At 66.2% G+C, this 23096-nt stretch carries 13 protein-coding genes; all 13 read left to right on the forward strand.

Features of this window, described 5'->3' with window-relative positions; genetic code table 11:
• Window positions 1-509, forward strand: a 509-nt coding sequence (locus AAGD32_05955; GenBank protein ID MEM8873788.1) for a hypothetical protein, incomplete at its 5' end; no start/stop codon positions are given.
• A complete protein-coding gene (locus AAGD32_05960) occupies window positions 502-1476 on the forward strand; it encodes a glycosyltransferase family A protein (GenBank protein ID MEM8873789.1) in 975 nt (324 codons plus the stop codon). The genes AAGD32_05955 and AAGD32_05960, both read left to right, overlap by 8 nt.
• Window positions 1477-2838 (forward strand): hypothetical protein, encoded by a 1362-nt coding sequence (locus tag AAGD32_05965; GenBank protein ID MEM8873790.1) that lies wholly within the window; start codon window positions 1477-1479, stop codon window positions 2836-2838.
• The gene (locus tag AAGD32_05970; GenBank protein ID MEM8873791.1) at window positions 2835-4031 is read left to right on the forward strand and encodes a glycosyltransferase family 4 protein; all 1197 of its coding nucleotides are present in this window, start codon (window positions 2835-2837) and stop codon (window positions 4029-4031) included. Before AAGD32_05965 ends, AAGD32_05970 begins: the two co-directional genes overlap by 4 nt.
• A complete protein-coding gene (locus AAGD32_05975) occupies window positions 4028-6091 on the forward strand; it encodes a hypothetical protein (protein MEM8873792.1) in 2064 nt (687 codons plus the stop codon). The genes AAGD32_05970 and AAGD32_05975 overlap by 4 nt, the downstream gene beginning before the upstream one ends.
• Before the next feature lie 25 nt (window positions 6092-6116).
• On the forward strand, window positions 6117-7163 hold the full coding sequence (locus tag AAGD32_05980; protein ID MEM8873793.1) for a hypothetical protein: 1047 nt from the start codon (window positions 6117-6119) through the stop codon (window positions 7161-7163).
• The gene (locus tag AAGD32_05985) at window positions 7160-8050 is read left to right on the forward strand and encodes a glycosyltransferase family 2 protein (protein ID MEM8873794.1); all 891 of its coding nucleotides are present in this window, start codon (window positions 7160-7162) and stop codon (window positions 8048-8050) included. Before AAGD32_05980 ends, AAGD32_05985 begins: the two co-directional genes overlap by 4 nt.
• A complete protein-coding gene (locus AAGD32_05990; protein ID MEM8873795.1) occupies window positions 8047-8985 on the forward strand; it encodes a glycosyltransferase family 2 protein in 939 nt (312 codons plus the stop codon). The genes AAGD32_05985 and AAGD32_05990 overlap by 4 nt, the downstream gene beginning before the upstream one ends.
• A 9-nt stretch (window positions 8986-8994) precedes the next feature.
• On the forward strand, window positions 8995-9519 hold the full coding sequence (locus tag AAGD32_05995) for a UDP-N-acetylglucosamine--LPS N-acetylglucosamine transferase (protein MEM8873796.1): 525 nt from the start codon (window positions 8995-8997) through the stop codon (window positions 9517-9519).
• Window positions 9520-9524: 5 nt separating this feature from the next.
• A complete protein-coding gene (locus AAGD32_06000; GenBank protein ID MEM8873797.1) occupies window positions 9525-10226 on the forward strand; it encodes a glycosyltransferase in 702 nt (233 codons plus the stop codon).
• 102 nt (window positions 10227-10328) lie between these two features.
• Entirely contained in the window at window positions 10329-12605 is a 2277-nt protein-coding gene (locus AAGD32_06005) for a hypothetical protein (protein ID MEM8873798.1), read from the forward strand.
• Window positions 12606-12665: 60 nt separating this feature from the next.
• The gene (locus AAGD32_06010) at window positions 12666-20066 is read left to right on the forward strand and encodes a malectin domain-containing carbohydrate-binding protein (protein ID MEM8873799.1); all 7401 of its coding nucleotides are present in this window, start codon (window positions 12666-12668) and stop codon (window positions 20064-20066) included.
• A 554-nt stretch (window positions 20067-20620) separates the two neighbouring features.
• Window positions 20621-22969 carry a hypothetical protein gene (locus AAGD32_06015; GenBank protein ID MEM8873800.1) on the forward strand — a complete coding sequence of 783 codons (2349 nt, stop codon included), beginning with the start codon at window positions 20621-20623 and terminating at the stop codon, window positions 22967-22969.
• The last annotated feature ends 127 nt before the right edge of the window (window positions 22970-23096 follow it).

Consider the following 23096-nt stretch of genomic DNA (forward strand, 5'->3'; position numbering starts at 1 on the left):
CGCTTGCGTGTGTCGGCTGTTGGCCGTTCCGAGTGGAGGACATCGACGAAGCCATCGCGGGCCGAAAGGTCGTCTCCGTCGGCGACGGGCGGGTGATGCTCAACTGCTGGGTCGGCGGGACGGGGTTTCTGATGAAGCAGGAAGCCGTCGAGGCGGCCGGGCTGCTCGATGAGGGCGAATCGTTCCCCGCGTACTGCGTGCGATTGTGCAAGCTCGGCTTCCGTCACGGTTGGCGTTGGCCGGTGATCGCGATGGGGAACTTCGACGACCCGCGCGACGAGAACGCCGGCATCCGCACCGACGCCGACTTCGCGGCACGCCCGTCCCTCTCGATGAAGTCGCACGGCGTTCACGGCGTCGCCGACCTGATCGCCTACACCAGGAAACTCGCGCTGGACGTGCAGAAAGCCGACCCGGACTGGCGTCGGCACGTCGGTTGGCGCGGGAAGTTACACAACGTCGGTCGCCGGGTTCGCCGGGCCCGAGCGAGGTTACTCAGCCATGCCTGACACGCCGCTGGTTTCCATTCTGATGTGCGCGTACAACGCCGGCGACTACCTGAGCCCGGCGCTGCAGAGCGTGCTGTCGCAGTCGTGGCCGAACTTCGAGGTGGTCGTGATCGACGACGGCAGCACCGACGGCTCGATCGGTACCGCCCCGGAACTGTCCGATAAACGCGTCCGGCTCGTCCGCCAGGAAAACACCGGCCGACCGATCGCGCTCAACCGGGGGCTCGCACTCTGTCGGGGTGAGTTGATCGCATTCCAGGACGCCGATGATCTGGCCGAGCCGACGCGGATCGCCAATCAGGCCGCGGTGATGCGTGACGAGCCGGACTTGGTCGCGGCCTTCTGCGGGCACTATCTGCTCATCGGTGACCGGCGGGTCGCGCCGCGCTATCCGGCCAAGGACCGGGTGGCCTGCGCCACCGATATCGAGGCATTCCACATGCCCGCCCACGACCCGACCGGCATGTGGCGGAAATCGCTCATTGCCGGCGAGACTTATGACCCGGACCTGCGCATCGCTCACGCGGTGGACTACATCACCCGGCTCGGCGAACGTTATCCGATGCGGGTCGTCGGCGAACCGCTCTACGGGTATCGCGTGCATGTGAGCAGCTTGACGCAGACCGATCCCAAGCGGCGGATGCACGAACTCGACACGATCTTTCGTCGTGCTTGTGCCAGACGCGGTGTCGATCCCGAAGCGCTCGGGGGTGAGGCCCGCAACGTCGGCAAGACTGGCAAACGTCGGAACAAGGACAACAACCTCGCCGGCCACTTCATCGAATCAGTCCACGAGCAACGGGATCGCGGGCTGCGCGGGTCGGCGATCTGGTCGGCTTTGCGGTGCAGCCTGCTCGCACCGGTGGATGCCCATTACCAGAAAGCCCTCGCCTACGCGTTGATGCCGGAGTTCCTCCGCCAGCGTCTGCGTGGCCGTGCCGCCCGCAACAGCCTTGTAGCCCACTAAATGGACGACGTCTTTTACCAATCGTGGTCGAACACCAACAACCTCCACCCGGTCGGGGCGGCGGTGACGTTGGTGTTGGCGACGTTGCTGGTGTTGGTGCCGAGGCGATGGATGTTCGCGCCGTTGTTCGCGGCGTGTCTGATCCCGGCGGGCCAGCGGATCGTGGTCGGCGGGTTCGACTTCGACGTGCTGCGGATCATGTTGGCCGTGGGCTGGGCGCGGGCGATGTGGACGCCGGGGATCGTGTTGCGGCTGGGCCGGCTCGATTTGGCGTTCATCGCGTGGTGCCTGGTATCGCTCATCGCCGCGGCGTACAGCGACCGGCCCGGCGGCGTGGTTCGGCAACTCGGCAGCGCCTACGACGCACTCGGCAGCTACTTCCTGTTGCGCATGATCCTGCCCGACCGCAAGGCGCTGCTCACGGCCGGGATCGCGTTGGCCGTGCTCGCGCTACCGACGGTGGTGGCCATGCTCATCGAGAACCGAAACGGCATGAACCCGTTCGCGTTTCTGGGCGGTGTCCCGCAGTACACGCCATGGCGCGACGGCCGACTGCGGGCGCAGGGACCGTTCAGTCATCCGATCCTCGCCGGCTGTTTCTGGGCGGCGGCGTTGGGCGTGATCGTGCCGGTGATCTTCCATCGGGCGCACTTGCGGAACTGGATGATCCTCGGTGCGGTTGCGTCGGTGATGATCGTCGTGTTCTGCGCGAGCAGCACGCCGGTGATGGCGGTGTTCGTCGGGTTCGTGTTCGCATGCACGTTCTACTGGCGGCACTTCGCACCGATGGCGAAGGTCGTGCTACCGGTAGGCCTGATCAGCCTGCACTTCCTGATGGACAAGCCGGTCTGGCATCTGATGGGCCGGATGAACATCGTCGGCGGTTCGACCGGTTGGCACCGCTACGTGCTGTTCGATCAGTTCGTCAAGCACGCCGACGAGTGGTTCTGGGCCGGCTCGGACTTGGGCACGCTCCACTGGGACGGCTACCTCATCGACGTGACCAACCTCTACGTCGTCCAAGGCCTGCACGGCGGGATCGTGGTGATCCTCACGTTCTGTGCGATCATTCTGTTCGCGTTCTTCGATGTCGGCGAGGGCTTGCGGCAGGAAAACCGTTCGGACCCGGCCTCTCGGCGCGAGTCGATCATCGTTTGGGGCGTCGCGGCGATGCTCGCGATGCACACGCTCAACTACATGGCCATCACGTACTTCGGCCAGACGCAGCTTATGTGGCATTTCGCCCTTGCGGCGGCGGCGGCGTGCCGAGTCGGCGACATCACACAAACGGTTGCCGAGCCGAGGCCGGCGTTGCCCGTCGGTCTGATCCGGCCGGTTTGGGAAGGGGTTCGTGCCCAGTGAAGCAGCACGTCCTGTTCAGCTTCCCGCGTCGGCTCGGCGTTCCGGGGATCGGCCACACCGCATGGTGTCAAGTATCGCAGCTCGTGCGGCAGGGCTTTGCGGTGCATCTGGTTTGCGGTTCGCTGGAGCGGCCGGTCAAGGGGCTCGCGTCCTTGCGGCAGACGATGAAGTTGCGACTGGCGGGCGGGCTCATCGGGCATGTGAAGCTGTCGTACCGATTGCTCGGGCCGCGTGCTTTGCAGCGTCATGATCAGATCGCGGCGGGAGTGTTGCGGCAGATCAGTCGTCGACATGCCGTGGTCGTTCACGCCTGGCCCGGCGGTGCGTTGCACACGATGCAGGTCGCCCGTGACCTCGGCGCGGCTTCGTTGCTCGAACGGCCCAACGCCCACACGGCGTATGCGTTCGAGGCCGTCGCGTCGGAGTACGACCGACTGGGCATGTCGTCGCCGGCCGGGCACAGCCACACCGCCGACCCGGTCCGGCTCGAACAGGAAGAGGCCGAGTTCGCCGCCGCCGATCGGATTGCCTGCCCGTCGCCGTTTGTTCGCAAGACGTTTCTCGATCGCGGGTTCACCCCCGAACGCCTCGCACTCACCAGCTACGGCTACGACCCCGAGCGTTTGCCCAAACACCGCGAACCACGGGGCGAATCGATGCGTTTCGCGTTCATCGGCAGCGCCGAGCCGCGTAAGGGTTTGCACTTCGCCCTCCGTGCTTGGCGGGCGATCGAAGACAAGCGCGGTGCGACGTTCACCATCGTCGGCGGGATGCTGCCGGGGTACGAGCAAGCCCTGGGTGACCTGCTCACCCAACCGGGCGTGAAGTACCTCGGCCATCAGAACGACGTCGCGGTGGTGCTGGGCCGCACGGACTTTCTGGTGTTGCCGAGCATCGAGGAGGGCAGCGCGATCGTGACCTACGAAGCGCGGGCGGCGGGTTGCGGGCTGGTGGTTTCCGAGGCGGCGGGGGCGCGGTGTGACCACGAAGTTCACGGCTTGGTGCATCCGGTCGGTGACGTCGACGCACTCACGGCGCACCTGCGGATGTTGATCAATCAGCCCGACACTGCTGACGCGCTCATTGCCGAGAGCACACGAACGGGGCATCGGTGGAACTGGTTCAACGCCGGCACGGAACTCGCCGCGGTCCTGCGGTCGATGTCCACCGAACTGACGGAGGTGTTCGCATGAGACAACGCAACGGCGCAAAACGTCATGACATCGTCGTCGTGAGCTGCATCGAGTCCGGCTCACTCGAGGCCAAGACCGTGCGGCTGTTCGCGGCACTGCGCAAGTGGGGCGGCGAACTCGGCGGTGCCCGTTTGCTCGCCGCGAAGTGTCGCAAGGGCAGCCCGCTCCGGCGTGAGACGATCGCCGCGCTCGGCGAGGTCGACGCGACATTCGTCGACCTGCCACGCTCGCCGGCCGACGGCGGAAACGCCTGGTACCAGTTCACCAACAAGATGGTCGCGCTCGAACATGCCGAGCAGCTTCCCGGTGTGGAGCAGATCGTGTTCCTCGACGCCGACGTGCTGCCGATGTCGTCCCCGGCGGGCATCCCGCTGCCCGACGACATCGACTTCACCGCGGCCGCCCCGGACGAGGGGATCATCGGCAGCCACGGCCCGGACCATCCCGCCGACGCACGTTGGGCAACCGCTTGTCATCTCGCAGGGATCGACTTGGCCGACCTCCCGATGATTCGACACTGGGCCGGCGACACGCCGATTCGTTTTTACATCAACACCGGCGTGTTCGCGTACAGGGCCCGGTTCGAGTTGGGCCGCAAGTGGGGCACGTTGGTCCGTGCGATGCTCGACGCGAAGCTCAGCTTCGGCCGCAGTGGTGAGCAATGGCTCGAGCAATCGTCGTTGGGTCTGCTGGTGATCCGCGACGGACTGCGTTGGCGGTTGCTGGGCGAGGGCGACAACTGCTGTGCGTTCGGCCATGCCCCCGACAGTTTCCTGCCCGAACGTCTGCGGACGGCGCGGTTGTTGCATTACCACGACCTGCTCAACGAGCCGGCGTCGTCGCCGTTGCTGCCGGTGATGCGAGAGATCGGACGCGGCGACGTGGCCGACTGGCTTTCGACTCAGACGCCCACGCCTTCCGCTGGGATGTCGAGCAGGACACGCAAAGCGGCCCGCGCGTTGCAGCGTCGTCGTTATCGCAAGTCGGCACGGCGGCAAGAGCGCCGGCACGGTGCGACGACCGGGGCGCTTGGCCGGACGGACGCGCCGACGACGGTGGTGTCGTGCGTCGAAGCGGGGCCGTTGGAACAGCAGGCGGTCCGTCTAGCGCGAAGCCTGCGTCGGCACGGCGGCGCGTTGGCCGACCTGCCGTTGGTGATGGTTCGGCCCCGGGCGGGCGCGCCGTTGTTGAAGTCGACGACCGAGCAGTTGGCTGCGGAATCGGTCACATTGATCGATCGACCGCGAATCGGCCGGTGGGATTGGTACGACACTTACAACAAACTCGTCGCACTTCAGACGGTGGAGCGTTACGCGGCGACGCCGACGGTGACACTGGTCGACACGGACATCCTGTTCTGCCGAGAGCCGAGGGAAATTCTGCTCGGCGATGGCGAGGACATCCGCATGTGCGCCCCGGACGACGGCATGATCGGCTCGGCCGGGTCGGGCCATCCGCACGATCACACTTGGCGTCGGCTCTGCGAGGTGCTTGGCGTCGAGTTCGATTCGCTCGGTTTCGTCGAACCCGAGGACGGTACCCAGGCGATCCGCACCTACTACAACTCCGGCGTCATCACCTGCCGCACGGCGTTGCGGTTCTCACAGGCGTGGCGTGAGGCGGTTGATGCGGTGCTTGCGGCTCGGGTCGGCTTTGCCGGGTGGGGCGAGTGGTTCACCGACCAGGCGGTGCTCGCGCCGCTGGCGACGAAGCTCGGTCTGCGCGTCGGCGCGTTGCCAATGTCGGCGAACTTTTGTTTCGGCACCGACTGGCCGGCCGACCGCCACGCCGCGCAGGCCGATGCGGCGTTGTTGCACTACCACAAGTGGCAGCATCGTTCGAAGTGGGATCGTTTCGCGGCGGTCATCAGCGAGCAGCACCCGGAGATCGCCGAGTGGCTGGTGCCGATGGGGCCGGTCGATGCGGGCCGGCGTATGGGCTTGATCGGGACGGCCCTGCGGTACAGCCGCGCGGTGCGGCGCCGCCGGTATCGACGGGTGTTTGCCGAACCCGTCGATCCACCCACGCCCACGCAGCCGGTCCTGCCGACCACCGCGTAACCACGAGTCAGACCAGGGAAAGCGAATGCAACACGACACCACCCTCATCGCCTGCATCGAAGCCGGCCCGCTCGAAGCGAACACGCTGCGATTGTTTCAAAGTGTGCGCCGACACGGCGGGACGCTCGCCAACGCGCCGGCCGTCGCCGTGATCCCGCGACTGGGGTTGCCATTGTCCGGGCGTACCCGTCGGATGCTCGACGAGTTGGACGTCGACGTCGTCCAGTGCGGTACGTACCGCCGGTACGGCTGGTATCACCTGCTCAACAAAGTCGTCGGCCTCGCCACGCTGGAGCGGACGCTCAAGACCGATCAACTCACGTTCCTCGACAGCGACACGCTGATGTGTCGCGAGGGCGGCGGGCTGCTCCTGCGGGAAGGGGCGGACGTGGCGGCGTGTTGTCCGGATGATGGGGTGGTCGGTTCGAGCCGGGAGGGCGACCCGTATCACCCGGCCTGGCGGCAAGCGTGTGAGGTGCTCGGCGTCGACGTCAACGAATTGCCGATGATCCCTCGGTGTGACGGCGGGCCTGACATCTGCCTCTATCTCAACACCGGCGTGTTCAGCTACCGCCGCGAGACCCAACTCGCCAACGCCTGGCTAGGGGATTGCATCAAACTTCTCGACGCCCACGTCGGCTTCGGTCGGTTCGGAGAGCATTGGCTGGAGCAGGCGTGCTTCGGACTGACCTTGCACCGCCTCGGGCTCAAGCTCACGCTCCTCGACGAGTCGGCCAACTACGCCTTGCGCGATGCCGACGGTTGCTACACGGCGTCCGGCCGTGTGCCGGCCGACGCGGTGACGATGCTTCACTATCACAAGGCGATGCACGCCGCGCATTGGCCGCGGCTGCTCGATCTGCTCGAAGCCGATTGGCCGCAACTCGCGTCGTGGCTCGCGCCGTTGGGGCCCGTGGTGGCCGACCACCGTTCGCTGCCGACGCGGATGCTCGGCGAGGGTTTGCGAGCGGTTCGTGGCGTGCCCCGCAAACGTTGGCGGACCCGCGCGGCCAAGATCGCCACGCGATCGGTCGGCTTCGATTCGGGCCTCTACCCGAGGTGGGCCACATGACTCGGTTCAGCGTCATCATCCCCGCCCACAACGAGGCGGCCGTCATCGGTCGGTGCCTGCGCGTGCTATGCCTCGACGCCGACGGCAATCGCATCGATCGGGCCGACGACATGGAGGTCATCGTCGCGTGCAACGGCTGCTCCGACGACACGGCCGCCATCGTGCGACGCTTTGCACGGGACACCGGTGCGAACGTCCGCGTGGTCGAAACGACCTCGGCCGGCAAGGTGTTGGCCTTGAACCTCGGCGATGCGGCGGCGAGCCACCTGCCACGCCTTTACGTTGACGCCGACGTCCGGTTGCCGTGGGCCGACGCGCGGGCGTTGGCCGAGGCGCTGCACGACGAAGTCGCACCGGTGATGGCCCCGTCGGTGCGTTTCGATTGCACGGGTCGGCCCTGGGCGGTGCGTGCGTTCTACCGGGTCTGGTCGGGTTTGCCGTACTGCCGAAATCTGATCGGTTCGGGCGTGTATGGGCTCAGTGCCGAGGGGCGGCGTCGGTTCGACACATTCCCGCGGATTACGGCCGACGACGCGTTCGTTCGGCTCACGTTTCCGCCGGCCGAGCGTGAGACGTTGCGGTCGGCGACGTTCGTGGTCGAGGTGCCGCGCACGTTCTGGGCGCTGATCCAGATCAAGGCACGGGCACACTTCGGCAACCGCGAAGTGGCGGCACGCTACGCGGAGACGCATGCCGGTGCGGGTCGGGAGCCGGGGCAACGGCAGGCGTTGATGCGGCTCGCGCGTTCGGCCCGTCGTTGGCCCGACATCGCCGCTTACCTGACCGTGCGCATCGCCGCGCGGTTGCTGGCGGCGCGGCGCTGGCACTTCGGCGATCACCAAGCCTGGGAGCGTGACGAGAGCACCCGCATGGAGGCCGTCACATGAACACACCCGACGTGTCCATCCTGATCGTTTCGTTCAACACGAAACAGCTCACGCTCGAGTGTCTCGACTCGGTCTACGAGCAGACGCGCGGCGTGAGTTTCGAGGTCATCGTTGTCGACAACGCGTCGGCCGACGGCTCCGCCGACGCGATCGAAGCGACATACCCGCAAGCCCGGCTGATCCGTTCGGAGACGAACGTCGGCTTCGCCGTCGCGAACAACATCGCCGCCGAGGTGGCGACCGGACGCCGGCTGTTGTTGCTCAATTCCGACACACGCCTGCTCAACGACGCGGTGTCGGCGGTCGTCGCGTTAGCGGATAAGGATCCCAACCCCGCGATCGTTGGCGGCCGAACGTTCTTCGATGACGGCCGGCTGAATCCCAACTCGTGCCACGGCGCCCCCACGCCATGGAGCATGTTCTGCCTCGGCACCGGGCTGGCCTCGCTCATGCGTCGGTCGGCGTTGTTCCACCCGGAAGGACTCGGCAAATGGGAACGTGACAGCCGCCGCGTCGTCGATGCGATCACCGGCTGCTTCCTGCTCATCGACGCCGATGTGTGGCGGACGCTCGGCGGGTTCGACGCGGACTTTTTCATGTACGGCGAGGACACCGATCTGTGCCTGCGGGCCGGAAAGCTCGACGTGGCGTCGGTGATCTGTCCCGACGCAAGGCTGGTCCACCACGGCGGGGCGAGCGACACGGTCCGTGCCGACAAACTCGTTCGGCTCTTTCGTGCCAAGGCGCAGCTCGTGCGTCGGCACTGGTCGCCGCCGACGCGGCTGTTCGGTATCGCCGCACTTGTGGCATGGGCCGGTACTCGTGCCGGGGCGCACGGGTTGCTGCGGGCAATGCGGCCGGGCAAGTCGCGGCGGTCGTTCGACGTGTGGTGGGAAGTCTGGAATCGCCGCGGGGAGTTCACGCGGGTCGCCTGAGAATTTGCGATGTCGGAAGCAATCAAGAACAACCCGCGCCCGATCCGCGTCCTGGTCGCCGCCAGCGGCGGGGGGCATTGGCAACAGCTCTGCCGGATCGTGCGGCCGATCGTCGATGATCCGTCGGCGTTCGCCCGATTTGCCGGCAATGACCAGCACCGCCCGATCGAACTCCATGCCGCCACGACGCTGGCGTCCTTGCGGGATCAGCTGCCGGCCCACCGGTTCCACCTCGTTCCCGAGGCCAACCGCACCTGCTTGTTCAAGTGCGCTTGGGCGATGGTGCGGATCGGCTGGCTCATCCTCAGGATTCGCCCGGACGTGGTCATCACCACCGGCGCCGCGCCAGGGTTGATCGCGCTGCGGATCGGTCGTTGGTTCGGCTCGCGCACGGTGTGGATCGACTCGATGGCCAACGTCGACAAGCTCTCGCTCTCGGGCAGACGCGCCGGGCCGTACGCCGATCTTTGGATCACGCAATGGGAACACTTGGCCCGTTCGGAGGGGCCGCACTACATGGGAATGCTCTTATGACACGAATGGCACCAAGACCGGTCGCCGCTGATCCGCTGAAAGTGGGCTTGCCGTTCAGCGACGCCGAGCGCGGCGCGCTGATCGAACAACTCACGCACCACGACGTCTCGCCCAGTCCGCTGATCCTCGCGACGGTCGGCACGCAGTTTCCGTTCGACCGCATGCTCCGCGCCGTTGACCGGTGGGCACTCGATCATCGGGCGGCGCGGATCGTTGCGCAGACCCACGACACCGATGCCGAGTTCGGCGCGTTGCGCTGCCGGCCTTTCCTCGACGCGCGAGCCGTCGATCGGCTCGCCCGGCGGGCCGACCTCATCGTCGCCCACGCGGGGATGGGGTCGCTGATAACCGCCCTCGAGTCGCGCACGCCGATCATCGTCATGCCGCGCTCGGCGATGTTGGGCGAACACCGCAACGAACACCAACGCGGCAGCGCCCGCGTCATTGATCAGCAGGGACTCGCCCACGTTGCCGCCGACGAAGACGCCCTATACGAAAAGCTGTCCGATCCGGCGACGTGGACGCCGCGATTCGTCGGTACCACCGAAGGACTGTCGATCGAACACCCGTTGGTGAGCGGCATTGCGTCGTTCATCGCCGACGTGCCGCCGGGCCGTCGCAAGAAGCGTCTGCCGAAGTTCTGGCGTTCACGTCCGCCCGAATCCGTTTTGCCCGTTTGCTCCCGTCCCGTTCAGAAAGTGCGTTGATTCATGACCAATTTGCCTTCCGTCCAACGTTCGCCGTCTTCGGCACCGATCCAGCGCCGGTCGATGCAGACGGCTTCCGCACACACGCCGACCACACCGGCGATGGCGCAACCGTTGCCGCCGTCGCCGATGGCACGGCTGCACGGTCTGCTTCGCGGCCGGTACCCGTTCGCGATCACGCTGGGCCTCGTGCTGGGTGTGGCCGGTGCCGCGGCGGCGTTCTTCGGCACGCCGATCGAGTACGAGTCCGTCGGTTCACTACGCATCCGTCCGGCACTCGAGCGGGTGGTGTACGAATCGGACGGCACGCAGATCATGCCGAACTTCAACTCGTACATGGACCTGCAGGTCACGCTCATCGGCGGGTCGCGCGTGTTGCGTGAAGCGGCCAAGGCCGAAGGCATCGCCCAACTGTTTCCGCAGGCGGGCGATGATCCCGACGCCGTCGCGATGGCGTTGGCCGGCGGGCTTCATGTCGATCACCCGCGTCGTTCGGAACTGCTCAACGTGCGCTACACCCACGCCGAGGCCAAGGTGCCCGCCGCGGCGGTCAACGCGATCACCGAGGCTTACGTTCGTGTGTACCACGATGAACGCGAGACCGAGCAACAGGAAACGCTCCAAAGACTCGACGAGCGCGCTGTCGAACTCAACGACGCGCTTGCCGAGGCCGAGGCCAAACTCGCGCACGCCATCACCAAGGCCGGCAGCGGCGATCTCAACTACGCCCAGCACAGCACTTCGATTCGCATCGACGAACTCGACGAGCAGATCGAAGCGATCGACCGGCTCATCGCCAACACCCGACCGGGTGATGCCGAGCCCGATTCGGAAGTGTCGCGGGATCAACTTGCGCTGCAGGACGGTCAGCTTTCACAGATGCTCTGGCGGCTCGACGAACTCAAGCAGGCGCAGGTCGACGCCGAGAGCCGGTTCGGCGTGCGGCACCCGACTTACCTCAAGGCCGAGCAGGCCGTGGTGCAACTCGAACGTTCGATCGAGAAGCGCATCGCCGCGTGGAACCAGATCAATCGCGCCACCACGGCAACCGCACTCATGGGCGGAGACCTTGAAACGCTCCAGCGACAACGCGAGGCGATGCTCAACACCCGCGCCGATCAGCAGGCCAAGCTCACCGAGTTGACCGAAGCGCTGCGGGTTGTCGAGTCCACGCGTGGTCGGGTGAAAATTCTCAAGGAACAACTCGCCCAGGTGGAAGTTCGCAAGGACCAGCTGATTACCGAGCGGCCGGACACCGAGCGGATCGAGATTCTGGAAGTGGCCGACGAGCCGTTCAGTCCGAAGGTCGACAAGCGGCGTTCGATGGCGGCCGTTGCGGGCGTCGGCGGGATGGGGCTGGGCGTCGGCGTGGTTGCGTTGCTCGGTCTTGTCCGGCCGCGGCTGCTCAGTTCGTCAACGGCGGCGGCGGGCGTGCCGGTGCTCGGGTCGGTGCCGTTGGTAAACAAGCAGGCGAACGCCGACGAGTTGGCAGCGCTGGACCGCGCACTGCATCGCGTACGGACCAAGCTCGATCTTGGCGCGAGCCAAATCGAAGGCGGTCGCGTGATCGTCGTCGTGAGCCCGCTCCCGGGTGACGGCAAGACGAGCATCGCGTCGGGGTTGGCGGGGCGGTTTGCCGCGACGGGGCGCCGGACGCTGCTCGTCGACGGCGACATCGAGTGCGGCACGCTCAGCCGTCGCTTGCACATGAACCGTCAGCCGCTGGGACAAATTCTCAAGGGCAACAATCGTCTGGATGATCTCGACATGCACGCGGCAGTCCGTGATGCGGGCCGCGCCGGCAAGCGGATCGGTGAGCACCTGATCGACACCGGACTGGTCAGCCACAGTGACGTGGACCGTGCGTTACGAATCCAGTCCACGCCCGGCGGTCTGGAGGCCGTGCTCGACGGCGGTCCGCTCGCGGCCCATGTCCGGCGGAGCCGTCAGCGTGAGTTGGAACTGTTGCCGCGAACGGACATCGAAGCCGACGGCACGTCGCGTGGCGCTTTGCCGCGCTTCACGCCATCAGCGGCGGCTCGTATTCTGGCCGAGGCGCGAGCGCAGTTCGACGTGACCATCATCGACACGGGTCCGCTGCTCGGTGCGCCCGATGCGTTACTTCTTGCGGCACAAGCGGACCAGACCGTGCTGGTCGTGATGCACGGTGGCCAGGTCACGCCGGCGAAGCTTGCCATCGAAGAGCTGTCCGACATCGGTGCGCCTTTGGCGGGCATTGTCTACAACCGCGTTGCGTCTGCTTCGGCCAACGCCAGCTACGCCGTGTCCGTGTCCCGCCGTGACGGGGTGGGCGAGAGCAACGGCGTCCGCCGGGGCCTGGGAATCAACGAATCCCTCGAGCCGGCCGACACGCACTGAACCTTTTTGGAACAACCACTCGTCGTTACGGGGTCGTCATCAACCCGAAAGAAGTACGTCATGACGGATCGAACTCGCACCCATCGTCGGCCCGGCGCCCAATCGCCCGCCGCAACACTCGCCGAACCCCTCATCAGCGCCGGTCGCTCGGTCGTTGAACAGCTCGAAGCCCGCCGGTTGCTCGCGGCGACCTATCGCGTCAACGCTGGCGGCGATGGTTTCACCGACGCGCTCGGCCAAGTCTGGCAGGCCGACACGGCCGCCGCCCCCGCGCCCGAATCCAACGCCTTTGTCGCACAAAGTCAGGCATTCACCACCGGTGCGGCGATCGATCTCTCCGACCCGAGCATCCCTGCCGGCACCGATCCGCGTATCTTCCAATCCGAACGGTGGGACCCGGGCAATGCCGCGGAGATGGAGTGGGACATCCCCGTCGATCCGGGCGACTACGTCGTGCGGCTCTACTTCGCCGAGATCAGCAACAACCAAATGTCGGTCGGCGGTCGGCTCTTCGACGTGGCGATCGAAGGACAGACCGTCGTCGACGACGTCGACGTCTTCGCTGAGGTCGGTGCCAACGCGGGGCTGGTGCGCACTTTCACCGTGCAGTCCGACGCGAACCTCGACATCGACTTCGACCACGTCTTCCAGAACCCGGCGATCAAGGGCATCGAGGTCATCCCGCTCAGCACCGCCGGACAACTCTCGGCCGACCCTGGGCAGCTCGACTTCGGCTCGGTCGAAGCAGGGCAAACCCTCACGCAGAACATCACCGTCGAAAACCTCGGCGGCCCTGGCGATCAGGACATCGAGGTCACGGCGGCCACGCTGTCGGGCGGCGGGGCGGCGGCGTACTCGGTTGATCTCACGACGCCCTTGGTGCTTGCGGCGGGTGAGTCGGCGGTGGTGCCGGTGACGTTCGCGCCGACCGATGCCGGCAGCTTCGATGCGGAGGTGACGTTCACGCACGACGGCAGCAACGTCGCGGCCGTGGCGCTGTCAGGGTTGGCGACCGATCCGCCACCGCCGGCCGAGGTGCTTTACCGCGTCAACGCCGGCTACTTCGAAGACGTGGCCGACCCGACCGGCGGCCCCGACTGGGAGGCCGACCCGCAGGAAGGCGGCTCGCCCTACACCAACGACGACGAAGCGTTCAGCAACTCGTTCATCACGTCCGCCAGCGTCGACCTGACGCACCCGTCGGTGCCGGACAACCTTGCGTCGACGTTCCAGGGTTTGAGCCAGTCGCAGCGCTGGGACAAGTTCGGCGGCGAGCCGATGCGCTGGTCATTCCCGACCGGGCCCGGCACCTACGAAGTCGTGCTGTACTTCGCGGAGATCGGCCAGCAGGAAAACGCGCCGGGCGCGCGTGTCTTCGACGTCTCGGCCGAGGGCGTGGTTCGGCTCGACGACTACGACACGTTCGTCGAGGCCGGCGGTGGGTTCAAGCTCGTCGCCGAGCGGTTCGAAGTCGTCGTCACTGACGCGTCATTGGACCTGCAATGGGACCTGGTCGCGGGCACGCCGATGGTGATGGCGTTGGAAGTGCTCGGCACGCCGGACGTGTCCGATCCGTTCGTGCTGGGTGCGAGCAATCTCGACTTCGGCGATGTGGAGGTCGGACAGTCGGCGTCGCTGCCGGTGACGCTAACCAACAATGGCGCGTCGGCGTTGCAGATCACCGGGCTGCCGACCACGGGGCCGGGTGCCGCGCTGTTCGGGCTGGACACGGCCGCACCGTTCTCGCTGCTCTCGGGCGAGACGCGCACGATCAACGTCACCTACACACCGACCACCGTCGCGGCGGCCAACGCCACGCTCACCGTCGAGCGCGGCGGCCTGTCCGACACGGTCTCGCTCAGCGGCACCGGCGTCGCCGCGCCGACGGGCACATCGACCTACCGCATCAACGCCGGCGGCTCGTTGATCGCAGCCGCGGGAGGCGACTGGCAGCCCGACACCGATGCCGACCCGTCGCCGTTCTCCAACTTCTCCACCGCGTTCAGCAGCGACTACGTCCAGGGCAACCCGATCGACCTGTCCGACCCGAGCATCCCCGCCGGGACGCCCGAGGCGCTGTTCCGCAGCGAACGCTGGGACCCGGGCAGCGGCGAGGAGATGCAGTGGAGCTTCCCGGTCGAGCCTGGCGAGTACGACGTGTTGCTCTACTTCGCGGAGATCAGCACGAACCAGTCGTCGGTCGGCGGCCGCATCTTCGACGTGTCGATCGAAGGCCAACTTGTGCTCGACAACTACGACATCTTCGCCGAGGTCGGTGCGAACGCCGGCGTGGTTAAGACGTTCAACGTCGACAGCGACGGCATCCTGAACATCGACTTCGACCACGTCTTCCAGAATCCCGCGATCAAGGCGATCGAGATCATCCGCGCCGACACGGCCGGCCAGCTTTCGGTCAGTCCGACGGCGCTCGATTTCGGCACGGTCGATGTCGGTGAGTCCGGCGTGGCATCGTTCACCGTGACCAACCTCGGCGAGGCCGGCGATCCGGACATCACCGTCAACGGGCTCTCGTTCAGCAGCACCGCGTTCGCGTCCGGCTCGATCCTGCCGGTGACGCTGCCGGCCGGGGCGTCGACGACGATCAACGTTTCGTTCAATCCGCTGGCCGACGGGCCGGTCGCGGGGACGGTCACGGTCCTGCACGACGGCGACTCGACCAACACCATCGCACTCAGCGGCGTGGGCTTCGACGCGTCGGCACCGAACGAAGCGCCGACGGTCAACCCCGGGACCGCGCCGGCCGCACTGGTCACGGTTCCGGTCGCGCTCGGCGGAAGTGTCAGCGACGACGGCCGACCCGTCGACGGTGCGCTCACGTCCACCTGGACCAAGGTCAGCGGCCCCGGCGATGTCATCTTCTCCGACCCGGCCGACCCGGGCACCGATGTCACCTTCGACCAGGTCGGCCTGTACACGCTGCGCCTCACCGCCACCGACGGCGAGCTCACCAGCTTTGCCGACCTCACCGTCAATGTCGTCGAGAACATCGTGCCCGTCGGCTTCGGCAAGAGCACCGTCGCCGGGGTCGACCTCGACGCGCCGACCTCGCTGCAGTTCGGCCCGGACGGCAACGTCTACGTCGCCCAGCAGAGCGGCAACATCAAGGCGTACTCCATCACCCGCAACGGGCCCAACGACTACTCCAGCACGCTCGTTCACGACATCAACCTCGTGAAGGACATGCCCAACCGAAACGACGACGGCGAGCTCAACCCGAGCATCAAGAACCGTCTCGTCACCGGCATCGTCGTCACCGGCACCGAGGCCAACCCGGTGATCTACGTCGTGAGCTCCGATCCGCGCATCGGCGGTGGGCCCGGCGCGTCGCTGACCGACATCGACACCAACTCCGGCGTGCTCTCACGCCTGACCTGGACCGGCACGGAGTGGGTCAAGCTCGACCTCGTCAACGGCTTGCCGCGGTCGAAGGAGAATCACACCGGCAACGGTCTCGTCTTCAGCCAGGCCGAGAACGCGCTCTACATCGGCTACGGCGGCAACACCAACGCCGGCGCGCCGTCGGCCAACTTCGAACTGCTGCCGGAGTTCGCGCTTTCGGCCGCAGTGCTGCGGATCGACCTCACCGCCATCGGTGAGACGACGTACAACCTGCCGACGCTCGACGACGAAGACCGCCCCGGCGTCAACGACGAGCACGACCCGTTCGGCGGCAACGAAGGCAAGAACCAAGCCGTCATCGTCCCCGGCGGCCCGGTGCAGGTCTACGCCCCCGGCTTCCGCAACCCGTACGACTTGGTGCTGACCCGCAACGGCAACCTGTACGTCGTCGACAACGGTGCGAACGCCGACTGGGGTGCGGCGCCGCTGGACTCCAACGGCAACATCACCACCGCCGCCACCGCCGGCGACGCGACCAACGCTCAGTCCGAACCCGGCCAGACCTGGCAGGACGGTTTGCACCTGATCACCGGCGAGGGCTACTACGGCGGCCACGCCAACCCGACCCGCGCCAACCGCGCCAACACCTTCAACGACAGCAACCCGCAGTCGCCGGTGCCGGCCGGTTTCGAGAATCCGGTCGAGGGACACTTCCTCCCGTCCGGCCAGAACGGCTCGCTCTGGGAGAACCCCGCGAGCACCAACGGCCTGACCGAGTACACCGGCAACAACTTCGGTGGCGCGCTCGACGGCGACCTGTTGGCCGTCGCGTTCGACAACACGGTCTGGCACATCCCGCTGAGTCCCGACGGCCAGCTCGATGGCACGCCAGCGCCGCTGTTCCAGAACGTCGGCATCGTGCCGTTGGACGTCACCACGCAAGGCGTGTCCGGCGAGTTCCCCGGCACCATCTGGGTCGCCGAATATCTCAACGATCAGATCGTCGTCTTCGAGCCCAACGACTTCGACGGCTCGGGTACCGGCGGCACCGGTGCGTACGACCCGAACCTCGACGAAGACAACGACGGCTACAACAACGCCGACGAAATCGACAACGGCACCAACCCGCTCAGCGCCGGCGACATCCCGCCCGACTTCGACGGCGACTTCACGTCCGACCTCAACGACATCGACGACGATAACGACACGACTCCCGATGAGGATGATCCGTTCGCGATCGACCCGGACGACGGTGCGTCAACGCCGTTGCCGGTCCGGTACGGCTGGGAGAACGAAGGCCTGGACAACCCCGGCGGTCTGCTCGAGCTCGGCTGGACCGGGCTGATGACCAACGGCCTCGACAACTACCGCGATTTGTTCTTCCCGGATCAGATGACCGCCGGCGGGGCGGCGGGGGTGATGACCTTCGACAACGTCACCGCCGGCACCGCGTGGGGGAGCAACAACGATCAGGAGCAGGCGCTGCAGTTCGGCACCGCCGTCACCAGCGCGACCGGATCTTTCTACGCCCACACGAAGATCCAGAATCCGTTCAGCGGGATCACGCCGCAAGCCGGTCAGGAAGCCGGCATGCAGATCGGCACCGGCGATCAGGACAACTACCTCTCGATCGTCACCGCCGGCAACAACGGCGGGGAGCTGCGGGCTTACCTCGAAATTGCCGGCTCGCCGCAGTTGCTCGGCAGCGTGTCGTTGCCGATGGGCGCGGGGACGAACGTGCAGGCGATCGACCTGTACATCCGCATGGACGCCGCGACCGGTGCGGCGATCCTGTCCTTCGCCGCAACGATCAGCGGCATCACCGGCGCGGTGCAAACGGTTGCGACGACCAACGTCCCGACGAGCTGGTTCGCCGGCCCGGCGGGTCTGGCGGTCGGCGTGATCTCGACGACCCGCGGCGCGGGGCAAGCCACCGCAGCGCCGGCATTCCCGGTGACATATGACTTCATCGACGTGTTGCCGGTTCAGCCGTCGGTGCTGGCGTTGGAGTCGGAGCCGGACTTCACCAACGTCGCGCCCGGCAGCTCGTCGACGCAGAACGTGATCCTGGCCAACCTCGGCGGGCCGGGCGATCCGGCGATCACCGTGTCGGCGCTTGACCTCCTTGGTGTCGGCGCTTCGGCGTACAGCCTCGGCATCGCTGCGCCGTTCGTGCTCGAAGCCGGGCAGAGTGTGGCGATTCCGGTGACGTTCACGCCTACCACCGACGAGACGCCGGCCGCCACGCTGCGTGTCACCCACGACGGCAACGGCGGTCTGCTCGACGTCGAACTGCCCGCGATCAGCACCAACTACGCTCCCGGCCTGGTCGGCTCGTATTACAACACGCGCTTCCTCACCGAACTGGTCGAGACACGCATCGATCCGACGATCGACTTCATCGGCTGGAACCTCCACCCGCCCGACACCAGCGTCTTGCCGGATAAGCAGTACTCGGTCCGCTGGGAAGGCGCGGTGCTCATCGACCAGCCCGGCGCGTGGGAGTTCGAGACGTTCTCCGACGACGGCGTGCGGCTCTGGATCGATGGCCAGCTGATCATCGATAACTGGACCAACCATCCCGGCACCTACGACGTCGCGACGATCAACCTTGACGCCGGCTGGCACGAGCTGCGGCTCGAGTACTACCAGAACTTCGGCGGCTCGGTGATGATGCTCTCGTTCGAAGGCCCGGGCCAACCGAAGACGATCATCCCCGCAACGCACCTCGGCCATGCAACCCAAGGCTCGGGCAGCGGAGAGTTGGCGGCCGACGTGTCGCTGTTGAACTTCGGCCCGACCGACATCGGCAGCTCGTCGACGCAGCAACTCACGCTGACCCACACCGGCGGTCCCGGCGCGGACCCGATCACGATCACGGACCTCTTCACCGACGCCAACGGCTACAGCACCAACTTCGACGTGCTGGCCATCGGTGGTTCGTTGACGCTCAGCGCCGGGGAGTCGGTGACTGTCGACGTGACCTTCGCGCCCGACGACATCGGTGACGCCAGCGGTTCGCTGACGGTGACGACGTCGGCGGGTTCGTTGTCGGTGTCGATCTCTGGCGTCGGTGTCGCGTTCTGGACGGTCGAGAACGACCTGCCGGCCGCGCTGGGCGAAGTCGGCAACGCGGTCATCGGCGACACCATCTACGTCGTCGGCGACGGTGATGCGACGACCTTCGCGCTCGACACCAACACCGGTGCGTGGACCTCACTGCCGGCCCGGCCACACCCGGCCAAGGACCAGATCGCCCACGCCATCGACGGCAAGCTCTACGTCATCGGCGGCGTCGTCGGGCCTTCGTCGAACAAGGAAGCGCTCGACTACGTGCAAGTCTTCGACCCGGCGACCAATACGTGGAGCCTCGACACCGCGATGCCCTACGGCAGCTTCGCGGCCAACACCGCGGTCATCGGCGGCAAGCTCTACGTCGCCGGCGGTCTGACCAACGTCGGCTTCGGCAGCGGGGTGCAGACGCACGGTCTGGTCAGCGTGTTCGATCCGGTCACGCATGTCTGGACGACGGGGCTGGCCGAGATGCCGTTGGCCGCGGACTCCGCCGCCACCGGGACCAACGGCAGCAGCCTTTTCGTCTTCGGCGGGCGCTCCGGCGGCGATGCGGTTTCCAACGGCTTCGACACCGTGCAGATCTACGACCCGGCGACCGACACCTGGATCACCAGCAGCAATCCCGGCGGCCCGGCGGCGTTGCCCCAGGCGCGCGGTGGCATCGTCTCGGCACCGTTCATCGGCGGGAAGTTCTACGTCATCGGCGGCGAGACCCAGACCGGCGGCGGGGCGACGTCCGACAACGTCTACGACCGTGTCGACATCTACGACACGCTCACCGACACGTGGACCACCGGCCCGTCGATGATCACCCCACGCCACGGCATGTCGCCGATCGTGGCCGGCGGTCGGATCTACGTCATCGGTGGCGGCGAGCAAAGCGGCCGGAGCTTCTCCGACGCCGTCGAGTACCTCACGATCACCGTTTCGGGCAACAGCCTGCGGAACATCGACGACCCCGAAAGTCTGTTCGCGGGCAGGTCCGGCGGCAGAAGTTCGATCGCGTCCCGCATCTTCGCCGGGTAGCTTTAACCCGCTGGTTTCACGAACGGCACCGCCGAGTCCGACCGGACTCGGTGGTGCTTTTTTGATGCGCTCTTTGAGTCGAAATGTGCAAATCGCTCTGAAATGTCGAAGTCCGATATACGCGACTTTGCCAAGTTTCGTCGGCCTGTTTGGGTCAGTTGTCGGCGGATTCCTCGCGGACAACCCGCCCAAATGGCCCAGAACGCAAGATTTACCAACACCAGCCAAAGCGCTCAATCTGGCTTTCACGAAAGCCGAATCAGAGGTTGGGGAGGCGGCAGTGGATCGGGCCTAGCGTGGCCCCACTCCGCCGGGTGCCACCAGAGGCACCCGCAGCCAGCAGGCACGGTCAGGCAGTTCCCGACCGCGTCCGCCCGGCACCGCCGGTGTCCGCCAGTCGATCCCAGGTCGCGTCGGGCATCACCAATCTCCGTGGGCAACACGTCGGTGTGTGAGCACGACGTGCACAACTGGACCGAGGCCGCGCGGCGTATGTCCGCGTCGACATCGACGCAATGTCGGTCGTCGCCAACCCGATCTTCGTGAGTTTGACCATGCAGCAGTTCCGTCTCCACCCCATGACGTCGGCATCTTCAAAGCCGGCGCTTCTCGATCGCACCGATCCCCGTCTCGCTTTCGCCGCTCAGCCGGTGTTGGAAAACCTCGAGCGTCGGCAGATGCTCTCGGCCAACACCGCTGATGTCGTGACGCTGACCCTCGTCAATGCCGACACCGACCAAGACGTGGTCACCGTCGCGGCGGGGCAGGACATCGACCTCGCGGCGTTCGACACCGACAACTTCAACATCCGCGCCGACGTCCCCGATGGCGTCGAGGGTGTGCTCTTCGACATCGACGGTGAGCCGACGCGATTCGAAAAAGTCGAGCCGTTCGCCCTGGCCGGTGATCGCAACGGCGACTACTACAACTGGACGCCGTCGCTCGGCACCCTCCGCATCGGCGTCACCATGTACGGCGGCGATGTCAACGGCCAACGCGTCGAGATCCCCGTCACGTTCGTCGAAACCACCACCGTCGCGCCGGTCCAAAACCTCACGGCCCAACCCAACGCCGATGGTGTCGTCTTGAACTGGAGCCTTCCGGAAGGTGATGCGTTCGAGGATCTCGAACGGATAAATGTCTTGCGTTCGACCGACAACGGCGTCACCTTCACACAGGTGGCAGCGCTGGACGCCAACACGACCCAATGGCTCGATGCGGCGGTGCAGCCGGCGTCGGCCTACGTCTATGTCGTCACCGCATCCGATGGCCAGGGCAACACCAGCACGCCGGCCACGGTGTCGGTCGTTACCGGCATGTCCGACGATGGCACCGGCCTCGATGTCGAACTGTACCTCGTCGATGCGAGAACCAACCAGGACATCTACCAGCTCGCCGACGGCTCGGTCATCGACCTGAGCACGCTCAACACCGACTCGCTCAACATCTACACGAACGTCGCCAACGCGACCGGCGTTGAACTCGTACTCGATCATCTCGATGGCGACAACGACTATCGGCGGTTCGAGCAAGTGGCGCCGTATGCGCTCTTCGGGGATCGCAACGGCGACTTTTACGGGGCGACTCTCGAGCCGGGCGACTATCAGTTGACGTTGAACGTTTATGACGGCAGTGCCGTCGTGGCGACACACAAGATGGCGTTCGCGGTTGTCGCCCAAGCCGTTCAGCCGCCGGCACCGTTGCCGCCGACCCCGCCGCCCGCAGGTCCTCCGGCTCCCGCGCCCGCTCCAGCCCCGGCGGTCGCCGGCATCTCGGCCGAAGTCATCGAACTCGACGACGGTGTCACCGTGGTCGCGACGCCGGAGAACGCCGACGACATCGAAGGCGTGGTCTTCAGCGTCAACGGCGTCGATGTTCGGATCGAACGCGCCGCGCCGTATGCATTGGGCGGAGACACCGGTGGCGACCTGCGGCCTTGGGACATGCCGGCCGGCAGTTACGAGGTCACCGCATCGCTGCTTTACGCTGATGGTTCTCGCGGTGCATCGGTGACCGTAACGGTGATGATCGAGATCGACGAGCAGGACACGCCGACCGCGATGCCGGACACCGTGCCGCCGGCCGATCCGACCACGGGTCCCGGCACCAACGACGGTGACCCGACCGACGGCGAAATCACCGCCGCCCCCGCGGTCAACGATCCGTCCCGTCCCGGTCCGAACAACACCGGCCCGACCGACGTCGATGCGCTCGTCGTTCACAACGGTCAACTCATCATCGACCGGCCCGGCGTCTACGAGAACATTCACGTCATCGGTGGCGATGCGTCGTTCGCGATCATCATCTCCGCAGACAACGACAACTTCGGTCCCGGCGACACGGTCGTGCTCCGCAACTTCAAGGTCGAGGGCGGGAAATACGGCAACATCCGCATCTACGCCGACACCAACAACGTCACCCTCGAGGACGGCGAACTCGTCGGCCGCGGCGAAGGGTCCACCGGTGTCACCGGCTCGGCCTACACCGCACGCCGGCTCAACATCTTCGCTGGCAACGACGGCTTCCGCGTCTTCGGCGAAGGCCCGTACCTCATCGAAAACAACTGGGTCCACAACCTTTCGGGCAGCCACACCGACGCCATCCAGGCGTACCCGTCAGCCTTTAATGTCCACGTCCGTGGCAACCACTTCCAGGGTGGTCAGAACACCGCGGTCATCAACGGCATCAACACCGGCTGGGTCGTCGAGGGCAACTGGATCTACGGCTCGATGTTTGCCCTGCACGTCGCCCCGGCCGAGTTCTACGGTGACGAGGCCCAGCCGATCATCCGCTTCAACCGCATCGACGACTTCGTCGGCGGGGCGCAGCGGTGGGGTGATATCGGTCAGTTCGTTTGGGAGGGTAATGTCGATGACGACGGCAACGAGGTGCTGCCCGAGTGACAACCGGCGGTGACCGGACAAGTCGATAAGCACGGCCGGCAACGCGAGTTGCCGGCCGTTTTCCGTTCATGCGTGACACATTTCCCCCAAATAACTGTTTGGCCGATCGGCGGGATGTCGTTACGAT

The organism is Planctomycetota bacterium, assembly GCA_039182125.1.
In the GTDB taxonomy this organism is placed as follows: Bacteria; Planctomycetota; Phycisphaerae; order Tepidisphaerales; family Tepidisphaeraceae; genus JBCDCH01.

Coding starts and splice junctions, on each gene's coding strand:
- AAGD32_05990 (MEM8873795.1), top strand. CDS start 8,047: ATGAACACACCCGACGTGTCCATCCTGATCGTTTCGTTCAACACGAAA.
- AAGD32_05980 (MEM8873793.1), top strand. CDS start 6,117: ATGCAACACGACACCACCCTCATCGCCTGCATCGAAGCCGGCCCGCTC.
- AAGD32_05965 (MEM8873790.1), top strand. CDS start 1,477: ATGGACGACGTCTTTTACCAATCGTGGTCGAACACCAACAACCTCCAC.
- AAGD32_06010 (MEM8873799.1), top strand. CDS start 12,666: ATGACGGATCGAACTCGCACCCATCGTCGGCCCGGCGCCCAATCGCCC.
- AAGD32_06015 (MEM8873800.1), top strand. CDS start 20,621: ATGCAGCAGTTCCGTCTCCACCCCATGACGTCGGCATCTTCAAAGCCG.
- AAGD32_05985 (MEM8873794.1), top strand. CDS start 7,160: ATGACTCGGTTCAGCGTCATCATCCCCGCCCACAACGAGGCGGCCGTC.
- AAGD32_06005 (MEM8873798.1), top strand. CDS start 10,329: ATGGCGCAACCGTTGCCGCCGTCGCCGATGGCACGGCTGCACGGTCTG.
- AAGD32_05960 (MEM8873789.1), top strand. CDS start 502: ATGCCTGACACGCCGCTGGTTTCCATTCTGATGTGCGCGTACAACGCC.
- AAGD32_05975 (MEM8873792.1), top strand. CDS start 4,028: ATGAGACAACGCAACGGCGCAAAACGTCATGACATCGTCGTCGTGAGC.
- AAGD32_06000 (MEM8873797.1), top strand. CDS start 9,525: ATGGCACCAAGACCGGTCGCCGCTGATCCGCTGAAAGTGGGCTTGCCG.
- AAGD32_05995 (MEM8873796.1), top strand. CDS start 8,995: ATGTCGGAAGCAATCAAGAACAACCCGCGCCCGATCCGCGTCCTGGTC.